The 22,505-nt window shown below is 58.4% G+C and carries 22 protein-coding genes; 9 read left to right on the forward strand and 13 right to left on the reverse strand.

Annotation, left to right across the window (positions count from 1 at the left end; translation table 11 throughout):
* Nucleotides 1-10 precede the first annotated feature (10 nt).
* From IBX59_RS02895 to IBX59_RS02905, 3 genes are all read right to left on the reverse strand, one after another.
* Entirely contained in the window at nucleotides 11-1,330 is a 1,320-nt protein-coding gene (locus IBX59_RS02895) for a flagellar hook protein FlgE (RefSeq protein WP_296372221.1), read from the reverse strand.
* Nucleotides 1,331-1,430: 100 nt separating this feature from the next.
* Nucleotides 1,431-2,267, reverse strand: coding sequence for a flagellar motor protein MotB (locus IBX59_RS02900; protein WP_296372223.1), 837 nt, complete (start codon nucleotides 2,265-2,267; stop codon nucleotides 1,431-1,433).
* Between the two features lie 99 nt (nucleotides 2,268-2,366).
* Nucleotides 2,367-2,753, reverse strand: coding sequence for a hypothetical protein (locus tag IBX59_RS02905; protein WP_296372225.1), 387 nt, complete (start codon nucleotides 2,751-2,753; stop codon nucleotides 2,367-2,369).
* Between the two features lie 343 nt (nucleotides 2,754-3,096).
* Between IBX59_RS02905 and chlG the strand changes: the two genes are divergently transcribed.
* The 7 genes from chlG to IBX59_RS02940 all read left to right on the forward strand — a co-directional run bounded on the left by chlG (nucleotide 3,097) and on the right by IBX59_RS02940 (nucleotide 10,662).
* Nucleotides 3,097-4,011, forward strand: coding sequence for a chlorophyll synthase ChlG (gene chlG, locus IBX59_RS02910; RefSeq protein ID WP_296372227.1), 915 nt, complete (start codon nucleotides 3,097-3,099; stop codon nucleotides 4,009-4,011).
* 1 nt (nucleotide 4,012) lies between these two features.
* A complete protein-coding gene (locus IBX59_RS02915; RefSeq protein WP_296372229.1) occupies nucleotides 4,013-5,293 on the forward strand; it encodes a BCD family MFS transporter in 1,281 nt (426 codons plus the stop codon).
* Nucleotides 5,294-5,296: 3 nt separating this feature from the next.
* Nucleotides 5,297-6,478 (forward strand): geranylgeranyl diphosphate reductase, encoded by a 1,182-nt coding sequence (locus tag IBX59_RS02920; RefSeq protein WP_296372231.1) that lies wholly within the window; start codon nucleotides 5,297-5,299, stop codon nucleotides 6,476-6,478.
* Nucleotides 6,475-7,005 (forward strand): isopentenyl-diphosphate Delta-isomerase, encoded by a 531-nt coding sequence (gene idi / locus IBX59_RS02925; RefSeq protein ID WP_296372233.1) that lies wholly within the window; start codon nucleotides 6,475-6,477, stop codon nucleotides 7,003-7,005. Before IBX59_RS02920 ends, idi begins: the two co-directional genes overlap by 4 nt.
* Before the next feature lie 93 nt (nucleotides 7,006-7,098).
* The gene (locus tag IBX59_RS02930) at nucleotides 7,099-7,629 is read left to right on the forward strand and encodes a gamma-glutamylcyclotransferase (protein WP_296372236.1); all 531 of its coding nucleotides are present in this window, start codon (nucleotides 7,099-7,101) and stop codon (nucleotides 7,627-7,629) included.
* Between the two features lie 156 nt (nucleotides 7,630-7,785).
* Complete coding sequence (locus IBX59_RS02935) at nucleotides 7,786-8,868, forward strand: biopolymer transporter ExbB (protein ID WP_296372351.1); 1,083 nt, start codon at nucleotides 7,786-7,788, stop codon at nucleotides 8,866-8,868.
* Between the two features lie 3 nt (nucleotides 8,869-8,871).
* Entirely contained in the window at nucleotides 8,872-10,662 is a 1,791-nt protein-coding gene (locus IBX59_RS02940) for a peptidoglycan -binding protein (protein WP_296372237.1), read from the forward strand.
* Between the two features lie 114 nt (nucleotides 10,663-10,776).
* On the opposite strand, the gene clpA is transcribed toward IBX59_RS02940, so the two are convergent.
* Both clpA and gloB read right to left on the reverse strand, forming a co-directional pair.
* On the reverse strand, nucleotides 10,777-13,101 hold the full coding sequence (gene clpA / locus IBX59_RS02945) for an ATP-dependent Clp protease ATP-binding subunit ClpA (RefSeq protein ID WP_296372239.1): 2,325 nt from the start codon (nucleotides 13,099-13,101) through the stop codon (nucleotides 10,777-10,779).
* A gap of 188 nt (nucleotides 13,102-13,289) precedes the next feature.
* Nucleotides 13,290-14,066 (reverse strand): hydroxyacylglutathione hydrolase, encoded by a 777-nt coding sequence (gene gloB / locus IBX59_RS02950; protein ID WP_296372241.1) that lies wholly within the window; start codon nucleotides 14,064-14,066, stop codon nucleotides 13,290-13,292.
* Between the two features lie 62 nt (nucleotides 14,067-14,128).
* On the opposite strand from gloB, the gene IBX59_RS02955 reads away from it, so the two are divergent.
* Nucleotides 14,129-14,881, forward strand: coding sequence for a methyltransferase domain-containing protein (locus IBX59_RS02955; protein WP_296372243.1), 753 nt, complete (start codon nucleotides 14,129-14,131; stop codon nucleotides 14,879-14,881).
* 42 nt (nucleotides 14,882-14,923) lie between these two features.
* Entirely contained in the window at nucleotides 14,924-16,030 is a 1,107-nt protein-coding gene (locus IBX59_RS02960; RefSeq protein WP_296372245.1) for a class I SAM-dependent RNA methyltransferase, read from the forward strand.
* A gap of 11 nt (nucleotides 16,031-16,041) precedes the next feature.
* Here IBX59_RS02960 and dxs read toward each other — a convergent pair whose 3' ends face one another.
* The 8 genes from dxs to bchZ all read right to left on the reverse strand — a co-directional run bounded on the left by dxs (nucleotide 16,042) and on the right by bchZ (nucleotide 22,449).
* Entirely contained in the window at nucleotides 16,042-17,967 is a 1,926-nt protein-coding gene (dxs, locus tag IBX59_RS02965) for a 1-deoxy-D-xylulose-5-phosphate synthase (RefSeq protein WP_296372247.1), read from the reverse strand.
* A 180-nt stretch (nucleotides 17,968-18,147) separates the two neighbouring features.
* Entirely contained in the window at nucleotides 18,148-18,381 is a 234-nt protein-coding gene (gene pufX / locus IBX59_RS02970) for an RC-LH1 core complex protein PufX (RefSeq protein ID WP_296372249.1), read from the reverse strand.
* A gap of 11 nt (nucleotides 18,382-18,392) precedes the next feature.
* A complete protein-coding gene (gene pufM, locus IBX59_RS02975; RefSeq protein WP_296372251.1) occupies nucleotides 18,393-19,319 on the reverse strand; it encodes a photosynthetic reaction center subunit M in 927 nt (308 codons plus the stop codon).
* A gap of 13 nt (nucleotides 19,320-19,332) precedes the next feature.
* Nucleotides 19,333-20,166, reverse strand: coding sequence for a photosynthetic reaction center subunit L (gene pufL, locus IBX59_RS02980; RefSeq protein WP_296372252.1), 834 nt, complete (start codon nucleotides 20,164-20,166; stop codon nucleotides 19,333-19,335).
* Between the two features lie 129 nt (nucleotides 20,167-20,295).
* Nucleotides 20,296-20,451, reverse strand: coding sequence for a light-harvesting antenna LH1, alpha subunit (pufA, locus tag IBX59_RS02985; protein ID WP_296372254.1), 156 nt, complete (start codon nucleotides 20,449-20,451; stop codon nucleotides 20,296-20,298).
* Nucleotides 20,452-20,467: 16 nt separating this feature from the next.
* Nucleotides 20,468-20,623 (reverse strand): light-harvesting antenna LH1, beta subunit, encoded by a 156-nt coding sequence (gene pufB, locus IBX59_RS02990; RefSeq protein WP_296372258.1) that lies wholly within the window; start codon nucleotides 20,621-20,623, stop codon nucleotides 20,468-20,470.
* Nucleotides 20,624-20,767: 144 nt separating this feature from the next.
* Complete coding sequence (gene pufQ, locus IBX59_RS02995) at nucleotides 20,768-20,992, reverse strand: cytochrome PufQ (protein WP_296372260.1); 225 nt, start codon at nucleotides 20,990-20,992, stop codon at nucleotides 20,768-20,770.
* A complete protein-coding gene (gene bchZ, locus IBX59_RS03000; RefSeq protein WP_296372262.1) occupies nucleotides 20,989-22,449 on the reverse strand; it encodes a chlorophyllide a reductase subunit Z in 1,461 nt (486 codons plus the stop codon). Before bchZ ends, pufQ begins: the two co-directional genes overlap by 4 nt.
* Nucleotides 22,450-22,505 lie beyond the last annotated feature (56 nt).

Below are 22,505 nucleotides of genomic sequence, written 5' to 3' on the forward strand. Positions count from 1 at the left end.
TCCTGTCAATTTAACGTTTGATGTTCGTCGTTTCCTGCAGCATTTCATCCACGGTCTGAATGACCTTTGCATTTGACGAATATGCGCGCTGGGTCTGGATGAGTTCAGTCAGTTCGCCTGCCACATCAGTGGCGGATTCTTCGCGGGCATAGCTAACGATATCGCCTGTGGGACCATCGCCTGCGTCCCAAAGGAAGAAGGTGCCGCTGTCAGGGGTAACACGATAGCTTTGTTGATCAAGCGTTTCCAATCCATTCACATTTGGCACGTCCACTAAGGGAATTTGATACAGCACGCGGTTGATACCAATATCGAAAGACGCCCGGACAAATCCGTTCTGGTCAACCTCCACCGATGTCAGGCTGCCAACCGGCGTGCCATTCTTGGAAATGGACACAGGAGCAAACGCATCCGACAATTGTGTCAATCCCAGCGAACTGCCAAGTTCACCAATTTTTATCTCCATCGGGCCGCCATCCACTGCAACGGTCACTGTCCCGGTCGCGGCATCATAAGCGCCACCAGTCGTTGTTCCAACAGCGGCAAGCGTGCCACCACCGCCGCGCGTCGCGTCGAATTGCAAAGTGTATTCGCCAACAACATCGGGAATGCCGTCCAGATCAACATCCGACTCGCTGTCGCGGACAACCATCGTCCATTCATTAGATGCCCCCGTGGCAGGCACCGTTGGTGTAAAGGTGAAATTCAAGTTGGAAGACGCCCCAAGGTTGTCAAAATATTCAACCGACAACGACTCCGATTGGCCCAGATCCCCGGCCCGGGTCGCGGTTGCAGGTAAATTGACCGAAAGATCAACCCGCGTCGTAGGTTCGCCCGCAAACTGGTTTGCGTTGATCTGAACCGGCACAAGACCATCGATCGAATCACGTGGATAATTCGGTATTGTGCCGTCAGCCAAAGCAGGCACACCCAACAAGACCAATCCGCCCGCGCTGCGCAGATACCCCTGTGCGTCTGGGCGAAATGACCCTGTTGTCGTTAGCAAGAGTGGGTTTTCACCGTTTGCAACAGCCACGGACGTTTCAGTTGTCACGGGCAACATTCCGCGCCCACGAACTGCCAAATCTGTTGGATTCGATGTCGAGACCAGCGCGCCACGTTCGTCAATCAGGCGCTGTGTTGTTGTGCGCACCCCTCCCGCCGAATAAGTGCCGCGTCCGCTTTCAATCACCATTGACTCGAAATCGGTCACCGCACGTTTGTAGCCATACGTGGATGAATTCGAAATATTGTCAGAAATCGTGGCAAGCCGGGACGCGTTGGCCGCCAGCCCCGCCACGCTTGCATTCAAAGAAGACGAAATTGTCATGTTGAGCCTTTCTGAAATGGGGTGACTACACCTGTTTCATTCCACCTAAAGGTATCGGCTTAACATTGGCCTAACGGATAAAATCCAACACAGTTTGCCCCTAAATATCTGTGCGGAGCAGAACGACTTCGATCCGGTTGTTGCGCAGGGCAGTTGTGTCGCGCACTGCGGGCACCCGGTCGGCCATTCCCGTCAGCCGCGCGATGCGCGCAGATGACAGGCCCGCATCCTCGAGCAGCACACGCATTTGTGCCGCGCGCCCCAGCGACAGATCCCAGACAGGGTTATCCAATTGCAACACGGATTTCGCGCGCAAATGGGCTTGGACGGCGACAGGATTGCGAACGCTGCGGAATAAACGCCCGAGAATTCCCCCGATTTCAACGGCAATAAGGTTTGGTGTGGTGCTATCTTCTGCAAAAAGAGCTGCCCCAGGCAGATCAAAAATTTCGATCACCAAACCTTCATCGGTCAGACGGGTCACAATGTGACGCAAAGCCTGCTCTGACAGCATGCTTTCACCGCCCAGCCCCAACAACACCTGTTCGATATCCCGCAGGGCCGCAACCTGTGCGGCAATCGCACTATCATCGCCATTCGTTGCCTCGGCGCGGACAGGGGCCATGCCGATGGTCGGCTGGTTGATGCCGGTCCCGCTTTGCGCAAGGGTTTCTTCCGTGAAAATATTATCGCCGCCAAACGCCCCTGATCCCCCACCAGACACGCGGTTGATCGGTATGGTAGGCGAAAAATAATCCGCAATCCCCTTGCGCTGCTGTTCCGTGGTCGCGTTCAGCAACCACATCAACATGAAAAACGCCATCATCGCAGTCACAAAATCGGCGTAGGCAACTTTCCATGCACCGCCATGATGCCCGCCGCCCGACACAACCTTTTTGCGTTTGATAATTGTCGGCGCATTTGATCGCGTATCCATTCCACACCTCTGTTTTCACCCAAGATGCGGCGTAGCAGGTCAAAAATGAAAGCGAACTTAATGCCCACATTTTATGAAAATTTGCTGATTTCCCCCAACCTAATGGGTGTGCCCGGTGTGGGGCTGGTCGGCATTTTCCAACAGCGCATTGATTTGCTCCTTGATCTGGTGGCGGCTGTTTTGGGCGACAAGATAGGCTCGGGACATGGCCACAAATCCGGGGCCAAAGTCTGACGTATCCTCGCAGCGGCACAGATCAGCCCAAAGCGCAAACAGATCTGCATTGGTATCAGCAAGGTCAGACCAGAGACGTGACAGACAGTCCTGAGCCGGCAGCGCATGGTCAGCAGCTTGCTGCAACTGTGCGATCTGCCGCAAGAGCGCGGCCCGGGCCATTGGCGGACGCGCCTGTTGCAGCGCAAGCTGGAGCCGGGTCAACCTGTCAATCAGTTCAGCAGGCGAGACTGGGACCAATATCTTTGTCATCAGTTGCGCCCTAGCTGTGACTGTGGTGACAATATGCGCATTTGTTCTAACGTGACTTTCCTTTTGGGTGGTGATCCATCTCAACGCAGCTATCGCAGAAGACGCGCAACCCCTGATGAATATGCCGCCAAAGGTGTAAAAAATCGGTTCCTCCGGGCCAAGATGGCAGAAGCGAACGCTATCAGCGCCGTCTTGTCAAAGTCACCCCACCGAACGCTGCCTCGAATAACCCACTTGATTCACATGCGATTCCGTGCATTGCCATGCTACAGCGACATGTTGGCGCAGTGTCTAGTTGTGTTTACACTTGCCTATTCGAATAATGTCTAGATAAACTGACATAATGAGTGTCACATCCGCCTTGCCCTTGCCCGATACCGTCCGCCGCTGGCCACAGCCGCGCGCGACGCTGCGCCTGATCAAGCCGGTCACATGGTTTCCACCGATGTGGGCCTATCTGTGCGGCGTGGTGTCATCAGGGGCTAGCCCCTCTGGCCAATGGTTGCTGGTGGTTCTTGGGGTGATCCTAGCCGGGCCGATTGTCTGCGGCATGTCACAGGCCGCAAATGACTGGTGCGACCGGCATGTAGATGCGATCAACGAACCGGACCGGCCTATTCCATCGGGGCAAATTCCGGGGCGCTGGGGGCTTTATATCGCATTGGCGATGACGGTGTTGGCGCTGGTCGTGGGGTATCAACTGGGGCCTTGGGGCTTTGGCGCGACCATTCTGGGCATCGCGGCTGCATGGGCCTATTCCGCCGAACCGATTCGCGCCAAACGGTCGGGCTGGTGGGGGCCGGGGCTGTGCGGTCTGGCTTATGAAACGCTGCCTTGGGTTACGGGGGCGGCGGTTGTATCAGCGGGCGCGCCCAGCCTGCAGGTTATCGTCATCGCCGTGCTTTACGGGCTAGGTGCGCATGGCATCATGACGCTGAACGATTTCAAGGCGATCGCGGGCGACCGGCAAACCGGCCTGCGGTCACTGCCCGTGACACTTGGCCCGGACAAGGCCGCGCGCGTTGCCTGCTGGATCATGGCGGTGCCACAGATCGCGGTGATCGGCCTGCTGACCTATTGGGACAAACCGTTTCATGCGCTTGGCGTTGCCGCGATGCTGGCGGTGCAACTGGGCGCGATGCGCGTTCTGCTGCGCGACCCCGAAGGCAAAACGCCGTGGTATCAGGGCATGGGCATTCTGTTCTACATCAGCGGCATGATGATCGCCGCCACCGCACTGCGCGGCATCGGAGGCTGATATGACCCTTTCATGGTTCCAGATTTTCCGTCTTGGCCTTGTGCAAATGGCGCTTGGGTCCATCGTCGTTCTGACCACATCGACACTGAATCGGCTGATGGTAGTGGAACTGTCCTTGCCCGCCATCCTGCCCGGTCTGCTGGTCGGGCTGCACTATGGTATCCAGATGACACGGCCGCATTGGGGGTTCATGTCCGACGCAGGCGGTCAGCGGACACGCTGGATCATTGGCGGCATGGCGATGCTGGCGTTGGGGGCGTTTATCGCGGCCTGCGGGGTGCTGGTGCTGGAAAGCAGCTTTGCGATGGGCCTGGTAATCTCTGTCATTGCCTACGCGCTGATCGGGCTGGGCGTGGGCGCATCGGGCACATCATTGCTGGCGTTGCTTGCCACGACCACCGCACCACACAGGCGGGCAGCAGCGGCGACAATCACATGGTTGATGATGATTTTCGGAATCGCGATGACCGCCGGTGTCGTCGGGTCGCTGATCGACCCCTATAGCCCGCAACTGTTGATCGAAATTGTGGGCATTGTCGTGCTGACCGCCGTCGCCGTGACCTGCCTTGCCGTCTGGCGGATTGAACGCGGGCTGAAAGTCGTGCGAGAGCCCGACCCGACCCCGTTCCGCCAAGGTCTGGCCGAGGTCTGGGCCGAACGCCGCGCACGCAATTTCACGCTGTTCGTATTCCTCTCGATGACTGCCTATTTCATGCAGGAACTGATCCTTGAACCTTACGCCGGGTTGGTCTTTGGATTTACGCCGGGGCAGTCCACCACGCTGTCAGGCGCACAGAACGGCGGCGTCTTTATCGGGATGCTGGCTGTGGGGATAATGGCGACAGGCCTGAAAATCGGCGCGCTGCGCAATTGGGTCATGGCCGGATGCCTTGGGTCTGCCGCCACGCTTGCGGTGATCACGTTGCTTGGGCCGCTTGGCCCCGGTGCGCCGCTGCTGCCTGCCGTTGTGGGCCTGGGCTTTTTCAACGGCATGTTCGCCGTCGCCGCCATTGGGTCGATGATGGCGCTGGCCGGTCAGGGGCGCGGTCAACGCGAAGGCACCCGCATGGGGCTTTGGGGTGCCGCACAAGCGATTGCCGCTGGTTTTGGCGGGCTGGTGGGCGCAGGCTTGGTTGATCTGTTGCGCCTATCCTTCACTGACGCGCAGGCCTTTGGCGCGGTGTTTCTGTTCGAGGCCACACTTTTCATCGCCGCCACCATCATGGCCGCCAAAATCATGGAGGGCAAAGCGCCCTCTGCCACCCTGGTTCCGGGAGAATAGCAAATGCAATATGATGTCGTTGTCGTGGGCGCAGGCCCGTCCGGGGCCACTGCCGCCGAAGACCTTGCAAGGTCGGGCCATTCAGTCGCCTTTATTGACCGCGAGGGGCGGATCAAACCCTGTGGCGGGGCCATTCCACCGCGTTTGATCGCCGATTTTTTCATTCCCGACGACAAGCTGGTGGCGCGCGTCAACACCGCACGCATGATTTCGCCCACCGGGCGGCACGTGGATATCCCCATCGAAAACGGCTTTGTCGGGATGGTTGACCGCGAATCATTTGACCCGTTTCTGCGGCAACGGGCGGTTGATGCCGGCGCGCATCGCTATGCGGGCACATTTACCCGCATTGACCGCGATGCCAATGGCACACATGTCATTTACCGCGACAAGATCAGCGGCAATGAAATGAAACTGTCAGCAAAGTTGGTCATCGGTGCCGATGGCGCGCGATCAAACGTCGCACGCGCCGAAATCAAGGACGGCGACAAGATCCCCTATGTGATCGCCTATCACGAAATCATCGAAGCGCCGCAAGCAACCGCAAACTATGATCCGCTGCGCTGTGATGTGATCTATGATGGCCGCATTTCCCCTGATTTTTATGGCTGGGTGTTTCCGCATGGCGGACAGGCCAGCGTTGGCATGGGGTCGATGATCAAATCGGTCGATGTCAAACAGGCCACCGCCGATCTGCGCGCAGCATCCGGACTTACTGACTGCAAGACGATCCGCAAGGAAGGCGCGCCCATTCCACTGAAACCGCTGGATCGCTGGGACAACGGGCGTGACGTGGTGCTGGCGGGCGATGCGGCGGGCGTTGTCGCACCGTCATCGGGCGAAGGCATTTATTACGCGATGGTCGGCGGTCGTGTTGCGGCAACGGCGGCAGCGGCGTGTCTGGCCAGTGGGCGAGTCAAAGATCTGCAAATCGCCCGACGCCTGTTCATGCGCGAACACAAACAGGTTTTCAGGGTTTTAGGCGCGATGCAAAACGCCTATTACCGCAGCGACGAACGGCGCGAACGCTTTGTGTCGCTTTGCCATGACGTTGACGTACAAAAACTGACGTTCGAGGCATATATGAACAAGAAACTGGTCAAGGCCCGGCCTATGGCGCACCTGAAAATCGGGATCAAGAATCTGGCCCACCTGACCCGGCTTGTGTCGCCTTTGCGCACATGACGGTCATGATCCCGGCTTGGGTGAACGGCACGCTGACACCGGTGGAAAAACTGGAAGCCCATCAAAAGGGTCTGAAACACAAGGCCGTCAGCGTTTTTGTGATGAACCGGGGGCGCGTGCTGATCCAGCAACGCGCCATGCATAAATACCACACACCGGGGCTGTGGGCGAACACCTGCTGCACCCATCCCGCATGGAACGAGGACGCCACCGACTGCGCTATGCGCCGTCTGGACGAAGAACTGGGGATCACCGGGCTTTACCCCAGCCACCGCGATCAGATCGAATATCGTGCCGACGTCGGAAACGGGTTGGTCGAACATGAGGTGGTTGAAGTTTTCGTCGCCGATGCCCCCGACACGCTGAAAGTCACCCCGAACCCGGACGAGGTGATGGCGACGCGCTGGGTCGACTTCTATGACCTGACAGCAGATGTTGTGCGGCACCCGGGTGAATATACGCCTTGGCTACAAATCTACCTGCGGGACCATCAAACCGCCATATTTGGCGACTTGATCCGCGCCTGATCCGGTCAACCTGCACCTATTCCTGTTGGCCCCCTCTTCCTGTTGCACCTGTCCGATGCTATGGCAGTGGGGCACGAAAAAGGGCGGATCACCATGTCATTTTGGGTTTTTGGTTACGGTTCACTGCTCTGGAATCCCGGTTTCACACCTACACAATCTGTCAAGGCGCGTTTGCACGGCTACCACCGCAGTTTTTGCATGTTGTCGATCCATCACAGAGGCACTGAAACCGACCCCGGGCTCGTGCTGGCGCTGGATGCAGTCCCAAGCGGGCAATGCACCGGAGTTGCCTTGCAGGTCGCAGCCACAGAACAAGACAGCGTATTGACGGCCCTGCGCGAACGCGAACTGATCTCGTCCGCCTATATAGAACAGCACGTGGACCTTGAAACGGACGCAGGCGACGTGATCAGCGCACTCGCCTATGTGATCGACCCTGATCATCCGCAGTACTGTCAGTTTGAACTTGAAAGACAGGCACAGATGATTGCCCGTGCCGCTGGCGGCCGCGGACCGAATACAGAATATCTGTATAACACCGCCGCACATCTGACTCAGTTGGGCATCAAGGATTCCGACATGGACTGGCTGGTAAAGCGTGTGCGTGCTTTGACAGCAACATAAACGACCTGCGATTTTATTTGGGTTTGTGTCAACCCGGACCTATGGTCCAAATCGAGGCAGATCAGCAACAACACACAAGGACTCCCATCCGTGACGGACAAACGGGAACCAAAGACAACACCGCAGTTTTCACAACCACTCCGCCAGATCCTGTTCATGTCAGTCGTGCTTGGGCTCGCAGCGGTTGGTGTTTATTTGGGGCAGAGACAGTTTATCGCGATCTATAACTCCAACCCCTATTTGAACGGGGTGATCGTCGGTGTTTTTGTTCTCGGGGTGTTGTCATGCATCAACCAGGTGTTCCTGTTGATCAAATCGGTGCGCTGGATCGAACATTTTGCACGCGAAACCGGCGGCCATGGCTATACAAAGGCACCTTCGCTATTGGCACCTTTGGCGACCTTGTTGCGCTCACGCGGGGCCCGCACACAGGTGTCGTCCAGTTCCGGTCGGTCGATCCTTGATTCCGTCGCGCAACGTATCGACGAAGACCGTGAAATCACCCGCTACATCGGAAACGTTCTTATTTTCCTTGGTCTTTTAGGCACGTTTTATGGGCTGGCCACCACTGTGCCGGCCCTGGTCGAGACGATCCGGTCGTTGAACCCGGTCGAGGGCGAAGACGGCGCGGGCATTTTCGCCCGCTTGCAATCGGGCCTAGAAAGCCAGCTTGGCGGCATGGGCACGGCTTTTTCCAGCTCGCTTTTGGGGCTGGCAGGATCCTTGGTGGTGGGGTTGCTGGAACTGTTCACCGGTCACGGGCAAAACCGCTTTTACCGCGAACTGGAGGAATGGCTGTCCACTATCACACGCGTCGGTTTTGACGGTGATGACGGGGTCAGCGCGGACATGGGGGCCATGGCGGGCTTTGTCGAACATCTGGGCGAACTGATGGACACCATGCAAATGATGATGGGCCAGACCGATGCCGACCGCGAACAGAACGACCATAGGTTTGCCAGCTTGGCCTCCGCCATGGAACAGTTGGCAACAGCCCAACGCGCCGACGATAGCGCAGACCTGCTGCGCCGGGTCGCGGAAGGGCAAGAAAAGCTGATAAAGAAACTAGATGACAGTGGCATGGAAGGAATCGATGCCGAAAGCCGGATGCGCCTGCGTTCGATCGACGTGCAATTGCTCCGCATTCTCGAAGAAATGTCCACCGGCCGTTTGGAAAGCACCGGCGACCTGCGTGGCGACATTGCCAAACTGACCGACGCCATCAAAGATAGGGGTTGATCCATGGCACTGCGCCGCAGGTCATCCAACAGATTTCAAAACGCCATCTGGCCGGGGTTCGTTGATGCCATGACCGGTCTGCTGCTGGTGCTGATGTTCGTGCTGACGATCTTCATGGTGATCCAATTCGTGCTGCGCGAAACGATCACCGGGCAAGAAAGCGAACTGGACCTGCTTAGCAACGAAGTAGCCGCGCTTGCCGCGACATTGGGGATGGCCGAAGATCGCAACGCCGCACTGACCGCTGATCTGGACGCAGCCAATGCGCAAGCCATCCAACAAGCGAACCGGATCGCCGGGCTGATTGCAGAACGCGATGCGCAAGCCAGCGCATTGGCGCAAGCGCAAAGCCAGATCACCACCTTCGAAGCACAGGTTGCCGGGCTTCTTGCGGATCGCGCCACAGCGCAGGTCACCATCGCTGACCTGCAAGACACGCAAGCCCGCTTGTTATCGCAGCAAGAGGCATTGAACCTCGCCCTTGCCCAGGCGCGCACCGAAATCGACGCCGGGGCAGAGGCTGCGCGCCTTGCCGCCGCCCGCCGCGAAGCGTTAGAGGCGCTCGTTGCCGATCTGCGTGATGAAACCGATACCCAGGCCGCAGCAATCACTGAACTGGAAGCCGCGCGCCTGACCGACGCCGCCGCAGCAGCAGCCCTGCGCGACAGGTTGGAAAATGCCGACACCGAACTGACCGCGATGACCCTGAACCTTGAACAGCAACGTCGCGAGGCCGAGGAAACGCTGACCTTGCTGGCCGCCGCCCGTCTTGTCCGCGCCGAACTGGAACAAGAGCTTGCCGCGATACGCAGCGCCCAATCCGAAAGCGCCCGTTCGCTGACTGCAGCAGAAGCCGCGCGCGAGGCCGCCGAAGCGCAAGCCGCGGCCACTACCGCTGAAAATGCCGACCTGAACGCCCGGTTGATCGACGCGCTGGCTGCATTGTCACGTGCGCAAGGGGATCAATCAGCAACTGCGACAGAGGCAGAGCGCCAGGCGGCCCTGCTGGCCCAAGCCAATCGGGCGCTGGCCGAGCAAGAGGCGCGATCGGCTGAAAGCCAACGGCAAGTTGCCTTGTTGAACGAACAGATTACCGCGCTGCGCATGCAGGTTGGCAATTTGCAGGATTTGCTGAACCTCGCCGAAGACGCCGATCGCGCAGCACAGGTGCAAATCGAAACGCTTGGCGCACAATTGAACACCGCACTGGCCAGGGTCGCGTCCGAAGAACGCCAGCGTCGCGTGCTGGAAGAAGCAGAGCGTATCCGGCTTGAGGCCGAAGCTGCCCGCCTGGAACAAGAGGCCGAACGGCTAGCTGCCGAGGCGCAAGACCTCGCGCGGTTCAAATCCGATTTCTTTGGACAATTGCGGCAGGTGCTGGAAGGACAAGATAGAATTCGCATCGAAGGTGACCGTTTCGTCTTTGCATCCGAGGTGCTTTTTGCGCCGGGGCGGGCAGAACTGTCTGCCCAAGGCGAAGCTGAAATCGCCAATATCGCGGGCATCTTGCGTGGCATCGCCGATGATATTCCACCGGGGATCGACTGGATCATCCGGGTGGACGGCCACACCGATGATGTCCCCATCGCACCCGGTGGACGCTATGGAGACAACTGGGAACTTAGTCAGGCCCGTGCGCTATCGGTCGTGCGGTTCATGTCCCAGGATCTTGGCATTCCATCGAACCGGCTGGCGGCCAATGGTTTTGGCGAATACCAACCAATCGTCCCCGCAGATACGCCACAGGCCCGCGCCGCGAACCGGCGAATCGAGTTGAAATTAACTGAAAGGTAAACCGGGCCTGCGTTAACATGTGCAACCGCAGAAAATGACGGTTTCATCATTTCAAACAAATTGGCCTGCCACACAACAGGTGACAGGCCAATTTTCATGGGTACAAGTTGCAGCTCACTCCGCCGTTAACAGCGGGGGCTTGTCGCCACCGCTGGTCAGGCGGCCTTGCTGCGGGGATTCGAACGTCAAGTCCAGTGCGCCTTTTTTGACCCCTACCTTGACGATGCCACCTTTGACCAGCTTGCCAAACAGCAATTCTTCGGCCAGCGGCTTTTTGATGTATTCCTGAATGACACGACCCAAGGGCCGCGCGCCCATTTTTTCATCATAGCCTTTATCGGCCAGCCATTCAGCCGCAGCCTTGGTCAGTTCGATATGCACGTTACGATCGATCAACTGCGCCTCAAGCTGGAGGATAAACTTTTCGACAACTTGCATGATCACCGGTTTCGGCAGGGCACCAAAGCTGATGATCGCATCCAGACGGTTGCGAAACTCTGGTGTGAATGTCCGTTCGATTGCGGCCGTATCTTCGCCAGTGCGCGCTTCACGGCCAAAGCCTAGCGCATTCTTTGACATTTCAGCCGCACCCGCGTTCGAGGTCATGATGATGATCACATTGCGGAAATCCGTTGTCCGGCCATTGTGGTCGGTCAATTTCCCGTGGTCCATCACCTGCAACAGGATGTTATAGACATCCGGGTGCGCCTTTTCCATTTCGTCCAACAGCAACACACAATGCGGGTTCTGGTCCACACCATCAGTCAGCATACCGCCCTGGTCGAACCCGACATAGCCCGGAGGCGCACCAATCAGCCGGCTCACAGCGTGTTTTTCCATGTATTCCGACATGTCGAACCGCAGCAGTTCCACACCCAACGTATCGGCCAGTTGTTTCGCCACCTCGGTCTTGCCCACACCAGTCGGCCCAGCGAACAGATAGTTACCAATCGGCTTTTCAGGTTCACGCAACCCGGCCCGCGCCAGTTTGATCGCAGAAGCCAGCGATTCGATCGCATGATCCTGGCCAAAGACAACGCGTTTCAGCGACCCTTCCAGATCTTTCAGCACCTCGGCATCGTCCTTCGACACATTTTTGGGCGGAATGCGCGCAATCTTGGCCACCACGGCCTCGATCTCTTTGGTGCCGATGGTTTTGCGGCGCTTGGATTCGGACAAAAGATGTTGCGCGGCACCGGCTTCGTCGATCACGTCAATCGCCTTGTCGGGCAGTTTGCGGTCATTGATGTAACGCGCAGAAAGTTCCACCGCCGTTCTGATCGCATCTGCGGTGTATTTTATGTTGTGATGTTCCTCGAAATAGGGTTTCAGCCCGCGCAAAATTTTCACGGTATCTTCCACCGACGGCTCTGTGACGTCGATTTTCTGGAACCGGCGTGACAGCGCGCGGTCCTTTTCAAAATGCTGGCGGAATTCCTTGTAAGTCGTGGACCCCATGCAGCGCAGTTTGCCGCCCTGCAAGGCGGGTTTCAGCAGGTTCGATGCATCCATCGCCCCGCCTGATGTCGCACCAGCCCCGATCACGGTGTGAATTTCGTCGATGAACAAAACCGCGTCCTTGTGGTTTTCCATCTCGTTCATCACGGCCTTCAGCCGTTCTTCGAAATCACCGCGATAACGGGTGCCGGCCAACAGCGCGCCCATATCAAGCGAATAGATTGTCGTATGCGCCAACACTTCGGGCACTTCGCTATTGACGATCTTGTAAGCCAAGCCTTCGGCGATTGCCGTTTTGCCCACGCCGGGGTCACCCACCAGCAAGGGGTTATTCTTGCGGCGACGGCACAGCACCTGAATACAGCGTTCCACCTCGTTGGCGCGCCCGATCAGCGGGTCAACGTCACCCTTGGACGCCTTGGTGTTCAGGTCCACACAGTATTTCGCCAGTGCGCTTTCCTTGTCTTGGCCTTCACCGCTTGAAATCGTTTCCGATTCTTCATTTGAGCCGGTCACGGGGCGCTGTTCGCCGAATGCCGGATCCTTGGCCACGCCATGTGCAATGAAATTCACCGCGTCATAACGGGTCATATCCTGTTCTTGGAGAAAATAGGCCGCATTGCTTTCGCGTTCGGCAAAGATGGCGACCAGCACATTTGCACCGGTCACTTCGTTGCGGCCAGACGATTGCACATGGATCGCGGCACGTTGAATCACGCGCTGAAACGCCGCTGTTGGCACAGCTTCCGACCCTTCAACATCGGTGATCAGCGTTGACAGATCATCTTCGATGAATTCTTCCAGATCCTTGCGCAACTCGTCAAGGTTCACCGAACAGGCCCGCATCACGCGCGCCGCGTCAGGTTCGTCAATCAGCGCAAGCAGCAGATGTTCCAGAGTCGCAAGCTCGTGCTTGCGCGCATTTGCCAGCGCCAACGCGCCATGAATGGACTGCTCAAGTGTTGTCGAGAATGATGGCACCTTCGTGCTCCTTCACATCGGGGGTCGGCATCTGATGCACATCTGCAAACCGTGGCCTCTTATCCTTAAGGTTTGGTTTTATTCGCCAAGCTTCAAGGACTATTTTTCAATTCTTCGTCACAAAGCGCGTCAATCTTTGTTAAGACGGTGATTTCATCGGCTTTGATCACGGTATCACACATCCGTGGTCAAAATCTGTCTTTTCGCGCCCTGATTTCGGCAAATACGTCAACATCAGGGCTGTCAGTCATCGTCAAAGCAACTTTCATACCCGGATCGTCTGCACGCAAAAACGGATTGGTGCGTATTTCATCATCAAGCGCCGAGGGAACAGTGGGCCGGTTCGCCGCGCGTGCGGCCGTGATCCTCTTGTAACGAGAGATAAGCGCGGCATTGTCCGGGTCAAGGGACAGCGCGAAGCGCGCGTTCGATTCTGTGTATTCATGCCCCGAACAGACGGTCGAATCCGCAGGCAACGCCCGCAACTTTTGCAGACTGTCCCACATTTGCGCTGCTGTCCCTTCAAACAAGCGACCGCATCCCAGCGCCATCAGGCTGTCACCGGTAAACACAAGCCCCGCGTCGGGCATGTGATAGGCAACATGGCCCAAGGTATGCCCTGGCACCTCCATGACATGGGTTTTCACACCACAAATTTCAATCATATCGCCATCAGCGACATTCACATCAATCGCTGGCAGGCGGTGGGCATCGCGGGCGGCCCCGATAACACGGGCACCGGCGCGCAAATCCGCCAAGGCACCGATGTGATCATCGTGATGATGGGTGATCAAAATATCAGTCAGGGCCCACCCTCTGGCTTGCAACACACGCCTGACAGGCAGGGCTTCGGGCGCATCGACCAAGGCTGTCTGCTCTGTCTGATTATTGTGCACCAGAAAGGCATAATTATCCGACAGGCAGGGCACGACCACCAGTTCGATGGGTGGCAAATCGTTTGTCATGGCAAAACCGCTTTCTGTTGTTATGCTTGCCCCGAGCTTTGCCGAAGGAGAGCCGAACCGCAATGCATCTGGACGTTTTGGACCTGCAAAACTTTTATTATCGGAGCGCTTTGGGACGTGCAGCGCAAAAGGTGATCCGCGATGAATTGACCGGGCTCTGGCCCGAGGCGAAGGGCCAGATGGTCGCAGGTTTTGGCTTTGCGGTACCTCTGTTGCGGCCCTATCTGAAAGATGCGCGCAGGGTGGTCGGCCTGATGCCAGGCCCACAGGGTGTAATGCGCTGGCCCCCCGATGGTAAAAACGTCAGTGTTCTCTGCGAAGATACGCTTTGGCCTATTGAAACGGGCCATGTGGATAAACTTGTGGTGATGCACGGGCTAGAAACAACCGATCAGCCCGCGGCCTTGCTGGACGAAGTGTGGCGCGTTCTTGGCCCCGGCGGGCGCGCGGTATTCGTGGTGCCGAACCGCGCCGGCCTATGGTCACGGTCGGACAAGACGCCGTTCGGCTATGGGCGGCCCTATTCGCTGGGCCAGCTTGAGGCGCAGTTGCGCAAACACAGGTTTTTGACCGAATGCACAATGTCGACGCTGTTTCAACCACCATCGACCCGCAGGATCTGGCGCAAATCCGCAGGGTTTCTGGAACGTATGGGCCACCGGATGCCCCTGATTGCAGCAGGCGGTGTGCTGATCGTCGAGGTCAGCAAACAAACTGTCGCCCCCACCCGCCCCGGGTTGGGCGAAACCGTCAAACGCCCCCTGCGCGTGTTGGAAGGCATCGGAAGACCGCAGCCCAAGCCCAAAGGTGCCTGACGTGGCTTGCGCCCGACCTGATCGTAGCGCAAACACAGGACGATGACGCAGCCGTTTGAAATTTTTATGACCGCCACGCCTGGGCTGGAACGCGCCCTGCACGCCGAGGCGTTGGAAAACGGCTTTGCCGATGCGCAAATAACCCAAGGCGGCGTGACCGTCATGGGCACATGGCCGGATGTCTGGCGCGCCAATCTGACGATGCGCGGGGCCAGCCGTGTTCTGGCGCGGGTGGGCGATTTCATGGCGTTTCATCTGGCGCAACTGGACAAGCGGGCGCGCAAGTTTCCATGGGGCGACATCCTGCGCGCCGATGTGCCGCTGCGGGTCGAGGTGTCGACGAACCGCAAATCGAAAATCTATCACGCCGGTGCGGCGATCCAGCGGTTTGAAACCGCCCTTACGGCGAATGGCTATCAGATCAGCCCCGATGCGGCGCTGGCGCTCAAGGTGCGGATCGACGACAACCGCGTGACGATCAGCATCGACACATCGGGCGAAAGCCTGCACAAACGCGGCCACAAGGAAGCGGTGAACAAGGCGCCCATGCGCGAAACGCTGGCCAGCCTGTTTTTGCGCGAATGCGGCTATCGCGGAACCGAACCGGTGCTGGACCCGATGTGCGGATCGGGCACATTCGTGATAGAGGCCGCGGAAATCGCCGCCGGCCTGCACCCCGGACGCACGCGGCATTTCGCCTTTGAACAGCTGGCCAGTTTCGATGCGGATGCATGGCAGGATCTGCGGAAGATGGGTGATATCACCCATCCTACCGGCCTGCGATTTTACGGATCAGACCGCGACGCCGGTGCCACCCGGATGAGCCGCGCCAACGCGGAACGCGCGGGTGTGGCGCACCTCACGACATTCGAAACCCTTGCTGTTCGTGACTTGCAACGCCCCCACGGTCCTGCCGGATTGGTCATCTGCAACCCGCCCTACGGCGAACGCATCGGCAACCCCAAACTGCTGTTCGGGCTTTACGCAAACCTTGGGCAAGTGCTGCAAGAACGATTCAAAGGCTGGCGCGTGGGGATCATCACCAGCGACGCAGGATTGGCCAAGGCGACCGGCCTGCCCTTGAAACCCAAAGGCGCGCCGGTGCCGCATGGCGGAATCAAGGTCTGGCTGTTTCACGCCCACCTGTAGGATGGGTGATTTCACCCATCCGTGACGCGCATCTTGTGCACATCCACCCCAGCCGCCTGCATCGCCATTGCGGCGATATCAACCGCCGTCATGCCCGCATCGGCATACATCGCATCGGGGGCGGCCTGATCAATGAAACGATCTGGCAATGTCATCGTGCGCACCTGGCAGCGCCCATCCAGCAGGCCATCATTGGCCAGATCATGCAACACCATCGCGCCAAAGCCGCCGCGGCTGCCCTGTTCCACCGTCACCAGCGCCTTGTGATGGCGCAGCAACTGCCGGATCAGTGCATGGTCCAGTGGTTTGGCGAAACGCGCATCGGCAATGGTGACAGACACACCGCGCGCTTCCATCGCACGGGCGGCCTTGCGGCATTCGCCCAGATGCGCCCCAAAGGACAAAAGCGCCACATCGGTGCCTTGCTGCACGATCCGGCCCTTGCCGATCTCGATCACTTCACCCCGGTCAGGCAGGTCCAGCCCCTCGCCTTCGCCGCGTGGATAACGGAACGCGATGGGGCCATCGTCATAGGCGGCGGCTGTGCGGACCATATGCATCAGCTCCAGCTCGTCGCCCGCCGCCATCACCACCATATTGGGCAGTGCGGCCATATAGCCAATGTCGAACGCGCCAGCGTGCGTCGGCCCGTCAGCCCCGACCAGCCCTGCACGGTCAATCGCGAAACGCACAGGCAGGTTTTGCAGCGCGACATCATGCACCACCTGATCGTAACCGCGTTGCAGGAAAGTGGAATAAATCGCGCAGAAGGGTTTCAGCCCGCTGGCCGCCATCCCGGCGGCAAAGGTCACGCCATGCTGTTCGGCAATGCCTACGTCAAAAACACGCGCCGGAAAACGCGCACCCATGATGTTCACACCCGTGCCATCCGGCATCGCCGCTGTCACCGCCACAATGCCAGGGTCAAGTGCTGCCTCGGTCGTCAGGGCGGTGCCGAATACCTTGGTATAGCTTGGCGCGTTCGGTTTTGATTTCGCCTGTGTCCCGCTGACCACATCGAATTTCGATACCCCATGCCCGCGGTCGGCACTGGTTTCAGCGGGGGCGTAGCCCTTGCCCTTTTTCGTGCAGACATGGATCAGCACAGGGCCGGTCGCCCGCGTGCGGGCCGCGCGCAAAACCGGCAAAAGCTGCGACATGTCGTGCCCGTCAATCGGGCCGATATAGCTGAACCCCAATTCTTCGAACAAGGTGCCAGACCCGCCGGTCTGCATCCCCGTCACCAACTGCCGCGCACGGCGGGCGTGGTCGCGCAGCGGGCCGGGCAATGCGGCCTCGAACCCTTCAGCCATCTTGTGCAATTCGCCCATAGGGGAAGCATAAAGCCCCGACAGGTATTTCGACATCGCGCCCACAGGCGGGGCGATGGACATTTCATTGTCGTTCAGAATGACGAACAACCGCCGCCCTTCGGCACCGGCGTTGTTCATCGCCTCATAGGCCATGCCCGCGCTGATCGACCCGTCACCGATCACGGCAATCGCGTCGCCGGTGGGCATCCCCATGTCGCGGCCAATGGTAAACCCAAGGGCTGCGGAAATCGACGTGCTGGAATGCGCAGCACCAAAGGGATCATAATCGCTCTCGGTGCGTTTGGTGAACCCGCTCAACCCGCCTTCCTGGCGCAGTGTGCGGATGCGATCGCGCCTGCCGGTCAGAACCTTGTGAGGATAGCATTGATGGCTGACATCCCAGATCAGTTTATCCCGCGGGGTGTCGAACACCGCGTGAATGGCAACAGTCAGTTCCACCACGCCCAGCGATGACCCCAGATGCCCGCCGGTCTCCGACACCGCCGAAATAACCTCGGACCGCAGATCATCGGCCAGATTGGCCAGCGATGTGTCATTCATCCGCCGCATATCCGCGGGACTGGTCACACAATCAAGAAACGGGGTCTCGGGGCGATTGGTCATGACGGCACCTTTATATGAAAAAGGCGTCGCAAGCGGGGCAAACCGTCTGCGACGCCAGTCTCCTGTAGCCAACAGGAAGGGAACTGGGGCTATACCCCAAGACGGACCCACCAGGGAGGGTTGGTCCGACGGCGAAGGGCCGTGGGCGGCAGCGTCACGCGCCGCCCGGGCCCAATCTGCTCAGCCGATCGTAACCTCGGGGGCCATGATCACCAGCGACGACAGCGGGGTTGGATCAGGCTGTTGCCGGCTTTCCTCGGGCAAAGCCCGCCCGATCAGCGCGATCACCGCGATCACAAACCAGACCGACAGCACGAACACAGCTGCATAACCGGCCCCTTTGAGCATCAAGAGCGTGATATCAGCGGTTAACCTGCTTTTTTCGCTCATATGGAGGATGTTTTCGTTTTTCATCATCTCTCTCCTTAGTTGACTGGCGCATAGCCATGGATTTGTGCCCAGACGAACCAGTTGTCCACAACCGTGCCTGACAAAAGGATCCCGATCCCACCAGTCAGCGGGGTCAACACGGCAAACCACCAGGCCCAACGGTGAATCCCTTCCATCGTGGCGTTGAAACCCATAGTCCAGCGCCAGAACAGGGCGGCCCGTTCGGTGGCCGTGCCACGGTCAACGATCTGTTCCAACTCGCGGTCGCCGCCGAAACGGGTTACCGCCAGAATGGTCGCACCATGCATCGCAAACAGCAGGGCCGATCCATAAAGGAACGCAATCGAAAGCGCGTGGAACGGGTTATAGAACAGGTTGCCGTGGGTGATCGAGAACAGGTTGGTCCAGTCCAGATGCGGGAAGATGCCGTAGGGCACTGCCTCTGACCACGACCCCATCAGGATCGGACGGAAAAAGTTCAGCACAAAGATCAGCCACAGCAGCGCCGCAAAGGCCCATGCCACGTGCAATCCCATGCCCAGCGCCTTGGCGCGGGTATAGGTCCGCATCCACCACGCCCCGCAACCGACAGCAAAGAAGAAGCTGGCGATCATCCACCATCCGCCTTCGGCCAGTGGCGCAAAGCCCAGCCCGTATTCCGGGCCCGGTGGTTCCAGCGCCAGCCAGAACAGATCGCGCAGGAACACACCGGGGCTATAATCGACCTGCGCCCAGAAATTCATGCCGATGATAAAGAACCACGCAGCAAACCCGATGACAGCAACCAACCCGTAAGAGCCATAGTGCACCGGCCCGACCTGGGCGTTCCCGAACAGACCAAACAGCGTGTTGAACCCTGCCTTGCCGGACCTTTCGCGCATCGTGTCAGCGTCGGCGGGTACGCCCATTTCGGGCGGCCCCTGCACCTGAACCTGCGTAAAGATATTCTGATATTCAGCCATTTTTCATACCCTCCTACAGGTTCACCCACCAAGGCAGTTCATAGTACCAATCCCACCACACGATCCATTCGTCGAACCAGATGGTGCCGGAAATCACGATGCAGACCGCGCTCCAGAAACCAGCCATCAGCGCAAGGAACAGGCCCAGACGGTGAATGCCAAGTGGCCCGATCGAGTAACCGATCAGATCGCGGAAATAGGTATCTTCGTGGTCTGGCGTGCGGATTTCATCACCCTTCTTGCCCGGATTGATCGCCGACAAAATCAGCGACCCGTGCAACGCAAGTGCAACCGCATTGATCCAGAAGAAACTGATCGCGATCATATGGGCAGGGTTGTAGTGAAAGTTGCCATAGGCATAACCCACGTTGTTCACCCAATCGAGGTGGCTGAAGATGCCATAGGGAAACGCATGCCCCCAGGCCCCCATCAGCACCGGACGGATAACGACCAGCGTGACATATGCAAAAATCGCCACACCAAAGGCAAACGGCACGTGATAGCCGATGCCCAGTTTGCGGCAAATCTCGACCTCGCGCATCATCCAGCTGACAAAGGCGCCGATGGCGCAAATCGTGATGACCTGCCACAACCCGCCTTCCAGCAGCGGTGCCGCACCCAGACCATACTCCAGCGATGGCGGATTGATCGAGATCAGCCATGGATTCCACGTGGGGCCTTGGCTGGCCCCGTAAAATATCAAAATCGTCCCAAGGACGGCGAAAAAGAACGTCGTGACCCCGAAGAAGCCAACGTAAAATGGCCCCACCCAAAAGTCGAACAGATCACCGCCAACCAAAGTCCCGCCACGGACCCGGTATTTTCTTTCGAAGCTGAGCTGTGCCATCTTCCTACTCCATTCATGGACAGGCCCTGCATCCGCGTTCCGGTGCGCCCTGTCATCGTCAATGTCTTGCGGTTGCCCCGGGCGGGTCTAGCCCCGCCCGTCGCTATGATATTGCCGTGAAACGGCTGGTTATTGTGCGCCAAAGGCGAGTGTGAACCAGTTTGTTTCAGGGTTGCTAAGCAGGACGAGGTGAATCATCGCTGCCAGCAGGAACAGGAAAACGCCCTGTGCCACGAAAACGCGGCGTGGGTCGAAAACCAGCCAGATCTTGTAGAACTGTGCCATGTGAATATTCCTCTTCTTACCAGCTGAACCAAGGAAGCTTGATGTACGTCAGGACATGCGCAACGACGGCGACGATCGTGAAGATCGTGAACCCGCTCATGTACACTGTGTGCAGCTCTTGGGCCTGCTCGTCAGTGAGACCTGTGAAAGAAAGGTCAGATTTGTCAGCCATGTTTTGTCTCCAAAAATAAGTACTGACGCCGCGCACCCCCCGCGGCCGGGTTACGACAGAAGCTCGTCTTCTGCCCCAATCCATCATCCCGGGGGGGAATGATGAACATCGGATGCCCCGTAGGGCAAATGTCGTGCCAGCAGATCAAGCGCTGAAGATCTGCGGCGTAATGATACGGGCCTGTGTCCACGCTTTGGCCAGCGGGCCCTTTTCGGGCAATGCCATCCGACGCGCCGCACTCAGCACCCATGTCAGGATGCAAAGCGGCAATGTCGCCAGAAAGATCAGCGCGAAATAGGCATAGTATTCACGTTTGGGCGGCGTTGTGCGGGCCCGTAGAACCGGTGCGTCGGTTGTGAAATCAGTCATTTGCGTCCTCCAAAGGATGGTTGCAGTGTCTCGACGGTTTCCAGCACGACCCTGTCGTTGCCGGCATCAAGCGCGGCCCGTTCTGCGGCATCGCGCAGAGTCTTGGCCGCGGAAATTCGTGTCAAGATCGGGTGCGTCGCCACGATCTCGTCCAGCTTGGCCTGCGCATCGGCATCCCAGGGGAAATCGCGACGCAAGGGTGTCAGCGTGGCGTCAGTCGCGTCCATATCCGACCCCAGCGGCAGAATGTGGAACAGCGCGTCAAACAACCCGTTGCAAACCTCTTGCAGCACATATGTCGCGCCGGCATAGCCCATGAATGGCGTGCCCGTAGCGCGCCGGATCGCGGCACCGGGAAAACTGGCAGGGATAAACACGGGGCTTGGCCCATGCCCGGCCTTCATTTCGGCCAAATACATCTTTTCATTGATCGATCCCATCACGATCAGCGGACGCTTGGTGTGCAACATGTTGCGCACCTCGTCATTGTTGGTTTTCTTGCCACGACAGCGCGCCACGGCAAAGGCGCAAGGAAAGCCCAGATCACCTTCTAGGTAATGGCGAATGCCGCGGGCATAGGTTTCATTCGCGACAATCGCGAATTCCGCCGTAGCAAAGAAATCCTGTGTCACCGACCGCCACAAATCCCAGACCGGTTTGATCGTCGAATGTTTCTCGCGTTCGATGAACGGTTCGGGGTCCAGCCCCGTCAATTCACCCAGCTTGCGCAGGAACTTGGTGGTTGAATCAATCCCGAAGGGCGCTTGTAGATAGGGCTTGCCCAACACCTCGCAGAGGCCCCGGCCAAATTCGCGGTACATGCAGATATTCACATCCGCATTCACAAGGTTGCGCATCTCGGCCAGATGTGCGCCCAGTGGCATCACCATATTGACCTCGGCCCCGATCCCTTCGACAAGGCGGCGGATTTCAGCCAAATCGGATGGCATGTTGAACGCGCCATACATCGGCCCAAGGATATTGACGCGCGGTGCATCACCCTCTGCCCGCTTCTTCTCGGGCGGCATCCGGCCCTTGGTCATGCCGAATTCGGTGAAAATCCACGTCATCGCACGGTCGGCGCATTCCCACTGATCCTCGTCAATGGTGCGCGGTAGGAACCGCTGGATATTCGTGCCCTGCGGTGTCACGCCGCCGCCGATCATCTCGGCAATCGACCCGGTCACGACAACGGCAGGTAACGCAGGGTCCAGAACCTTCCAGGCGCGTTTCATCGCAGCCTCGGTGCCTTCGCCCATTTCGCTTTCGCCCAGACCCGTCACGACAATCGGCAATTCATGCGGAGGAAGGCCATCAGTATAGTGCAGCACCGATGTCACCGGCAGGTTTTCACAGCCCACAGGCCCGTCGATGACAACCTGCAATCCCTTCACGGCGCAGAAAGCATAGACCGCCCCCCAATAGCCGCCAGCGCGATCATGATCAGTGACAAGCATGACGCACCCCCTGCTTCATCTTGGCAAAAAAACTCCGGGGGAGCGAAGCGGGGGCA

It is taken from the genome of Yoonia sp. (assembly GCF_014859355.1).
In the GTDB taxonomy this organism is placed as follows: Bacteria; Pseudomonadota; Alphaproteobacteria; order Rhodobacterales; family Rhodobacteraceae; genus Yoonia.

Excerpts from the sequence above, each read along its gene's own strand:
- pufQ (WP_296372260.1), bottom strand. The coding sequence starts at position 20,992 with ATGACTGATTTCACAACCGACGCACCGGTTCTACGGGCCCGCACAACG.
- gloB (WP_296372241.1), bottom strand. The coding sequence starts at position 14,066 with ATGACAAACGATTTGCCACCCATCGAACTGGTGGTCGTGCCCTGCCTG.
- IBX59_RS02935 (WP_296372351.1), top strand. The coding sequence starts at position 7,786 with ATGTCAGTCGTGCTTGGGCTCGCAGCGGTTGGTGTTTATTTGGGGCAG.
- pufA (WP_296372254.1), bottom strand. The coding sequence starts at position 20,451 with ATGGCACAGTTCTACAAGATCTGGCTGGTTTTCGACCCACGCCGCGTT.
- pufB (WP_296372258.1), bottom strand. The coding sequence starts at position 20,623 with ATGGCTGACAAATCTGACCTTTCTTTCACAGGTCTCACTGACGAGCAG.
- IBX59_RS02930 (WP_296372236.1), top strand. The coding sequence starts at position 7,099 with ATGTCATTTTGGGTTTTTGGTTACGGTTCACTGCTCTGGAATCCCGGT.
- dxs (WP_296372247.1), bottom strand. The coding sequence starts at position 17,967 with ATGACCAATCGCCCCGAGACCCCGTTTCTTGATTGTGTGACCAGTCCC.
- IBX59_RS02905 (WP_296372225.1), bottom strand. The coding sequence starts at position 2,753 with ATGACAAAGATATTGGTCCCAGTCTCGCCTGCTGAACTGATTGACAGG.
- IBX59_RS02915 (WP_296372229.1), top strand. The coding sequence starts at position 4,013 with ATGACCCTTTCATGGTTCCAGATTTTCCGTCTTGGCCTTGTGCAAATG.
- pufL (WP_296372252.1), bottom strand. The coding sequence starts at position 20,166 with ATGGCACAGCTCAGCTTCGAAAGAAAATACCGGGTCCGTGGCGGGACT.
- IBX59_RS02900 (WP_296372223.1), bottom strand. The coding sequence starts at position 2,267 with ATGGATACGCGATCAAATGCGCCGACAATTATCAAACGCAAAAAGGTT.
- IBX59_RS02940 (WP_296372237.1), top strand. The coding sequence starts at position 8,872 with ATGGCACTGCGCCGCAGGTCATCCAACAGATTTCAAAACGCCATCTGG.
- chlG (WP_296372227.1), top strand. The coding sequence starts at position 3,097 with ATGAGTGTCACATCCGCCTTGCCCTTGCCCGATACCGTCCGCCGCTGG.
- idi (WP_296372233.1), top strand. The coding sequence starts at position 6,475 with ATGACGGTCATGATCCCGGCTTGGGTGAACGGCACGCTGACACCGGTG.
- pufM (WP_296372251.1), bottom strand. The coding sequence starts at position 19,319 with ATGGCTGAATATCAGAATATCTTTACGCAGGTTCAGGTGCAGGGGCCG.
- pufX (WP_296372249.1), bottom strand. The coding sequence starts at position 18,381 with ATGAAAAACGAAAACATCCTCCATATGAGCGAAAAAAGCAGGTTAACC.
- bchZ (WP_296372262.1), bottom strand. The coding sequence starts at position 22,449 with ATGCTTGTCACTGATCATGATCGCGCTGGCGGCTATTGGGGGGCGGTC.
- IBX59_RS02895 (WP_296372221.1), bottom strand. The coding sequence starts at position 1,330 with ATGACAATTTCGTCTTCTTTGAATGCAAGCGTGGCGGGGCTGGCGGCC.
- IBX59_RS02920 (WP_296372231.1), top strand. The coding sequence starts at position 5,297 with ATGCAATATGATGTCGTTGTCGTGGGCGCAGGCCCGTCCGGGGCCACT.
- IBX59_RS02960 (WP_296372245.1), top strand. The coding sequence starts at position 14,924 with ATGACGCAGCCGTTTGAAATTTTTATGACCGCCACGCCTGGGCTGGAA.
- IBX59_RS02955 (WP_296372243.1), top strand. The coding sequence starts at position 14,129 with ATGCATCTGGACGTTTTGGACCTGCAAAACTTTTATTATCGGAGCGCT.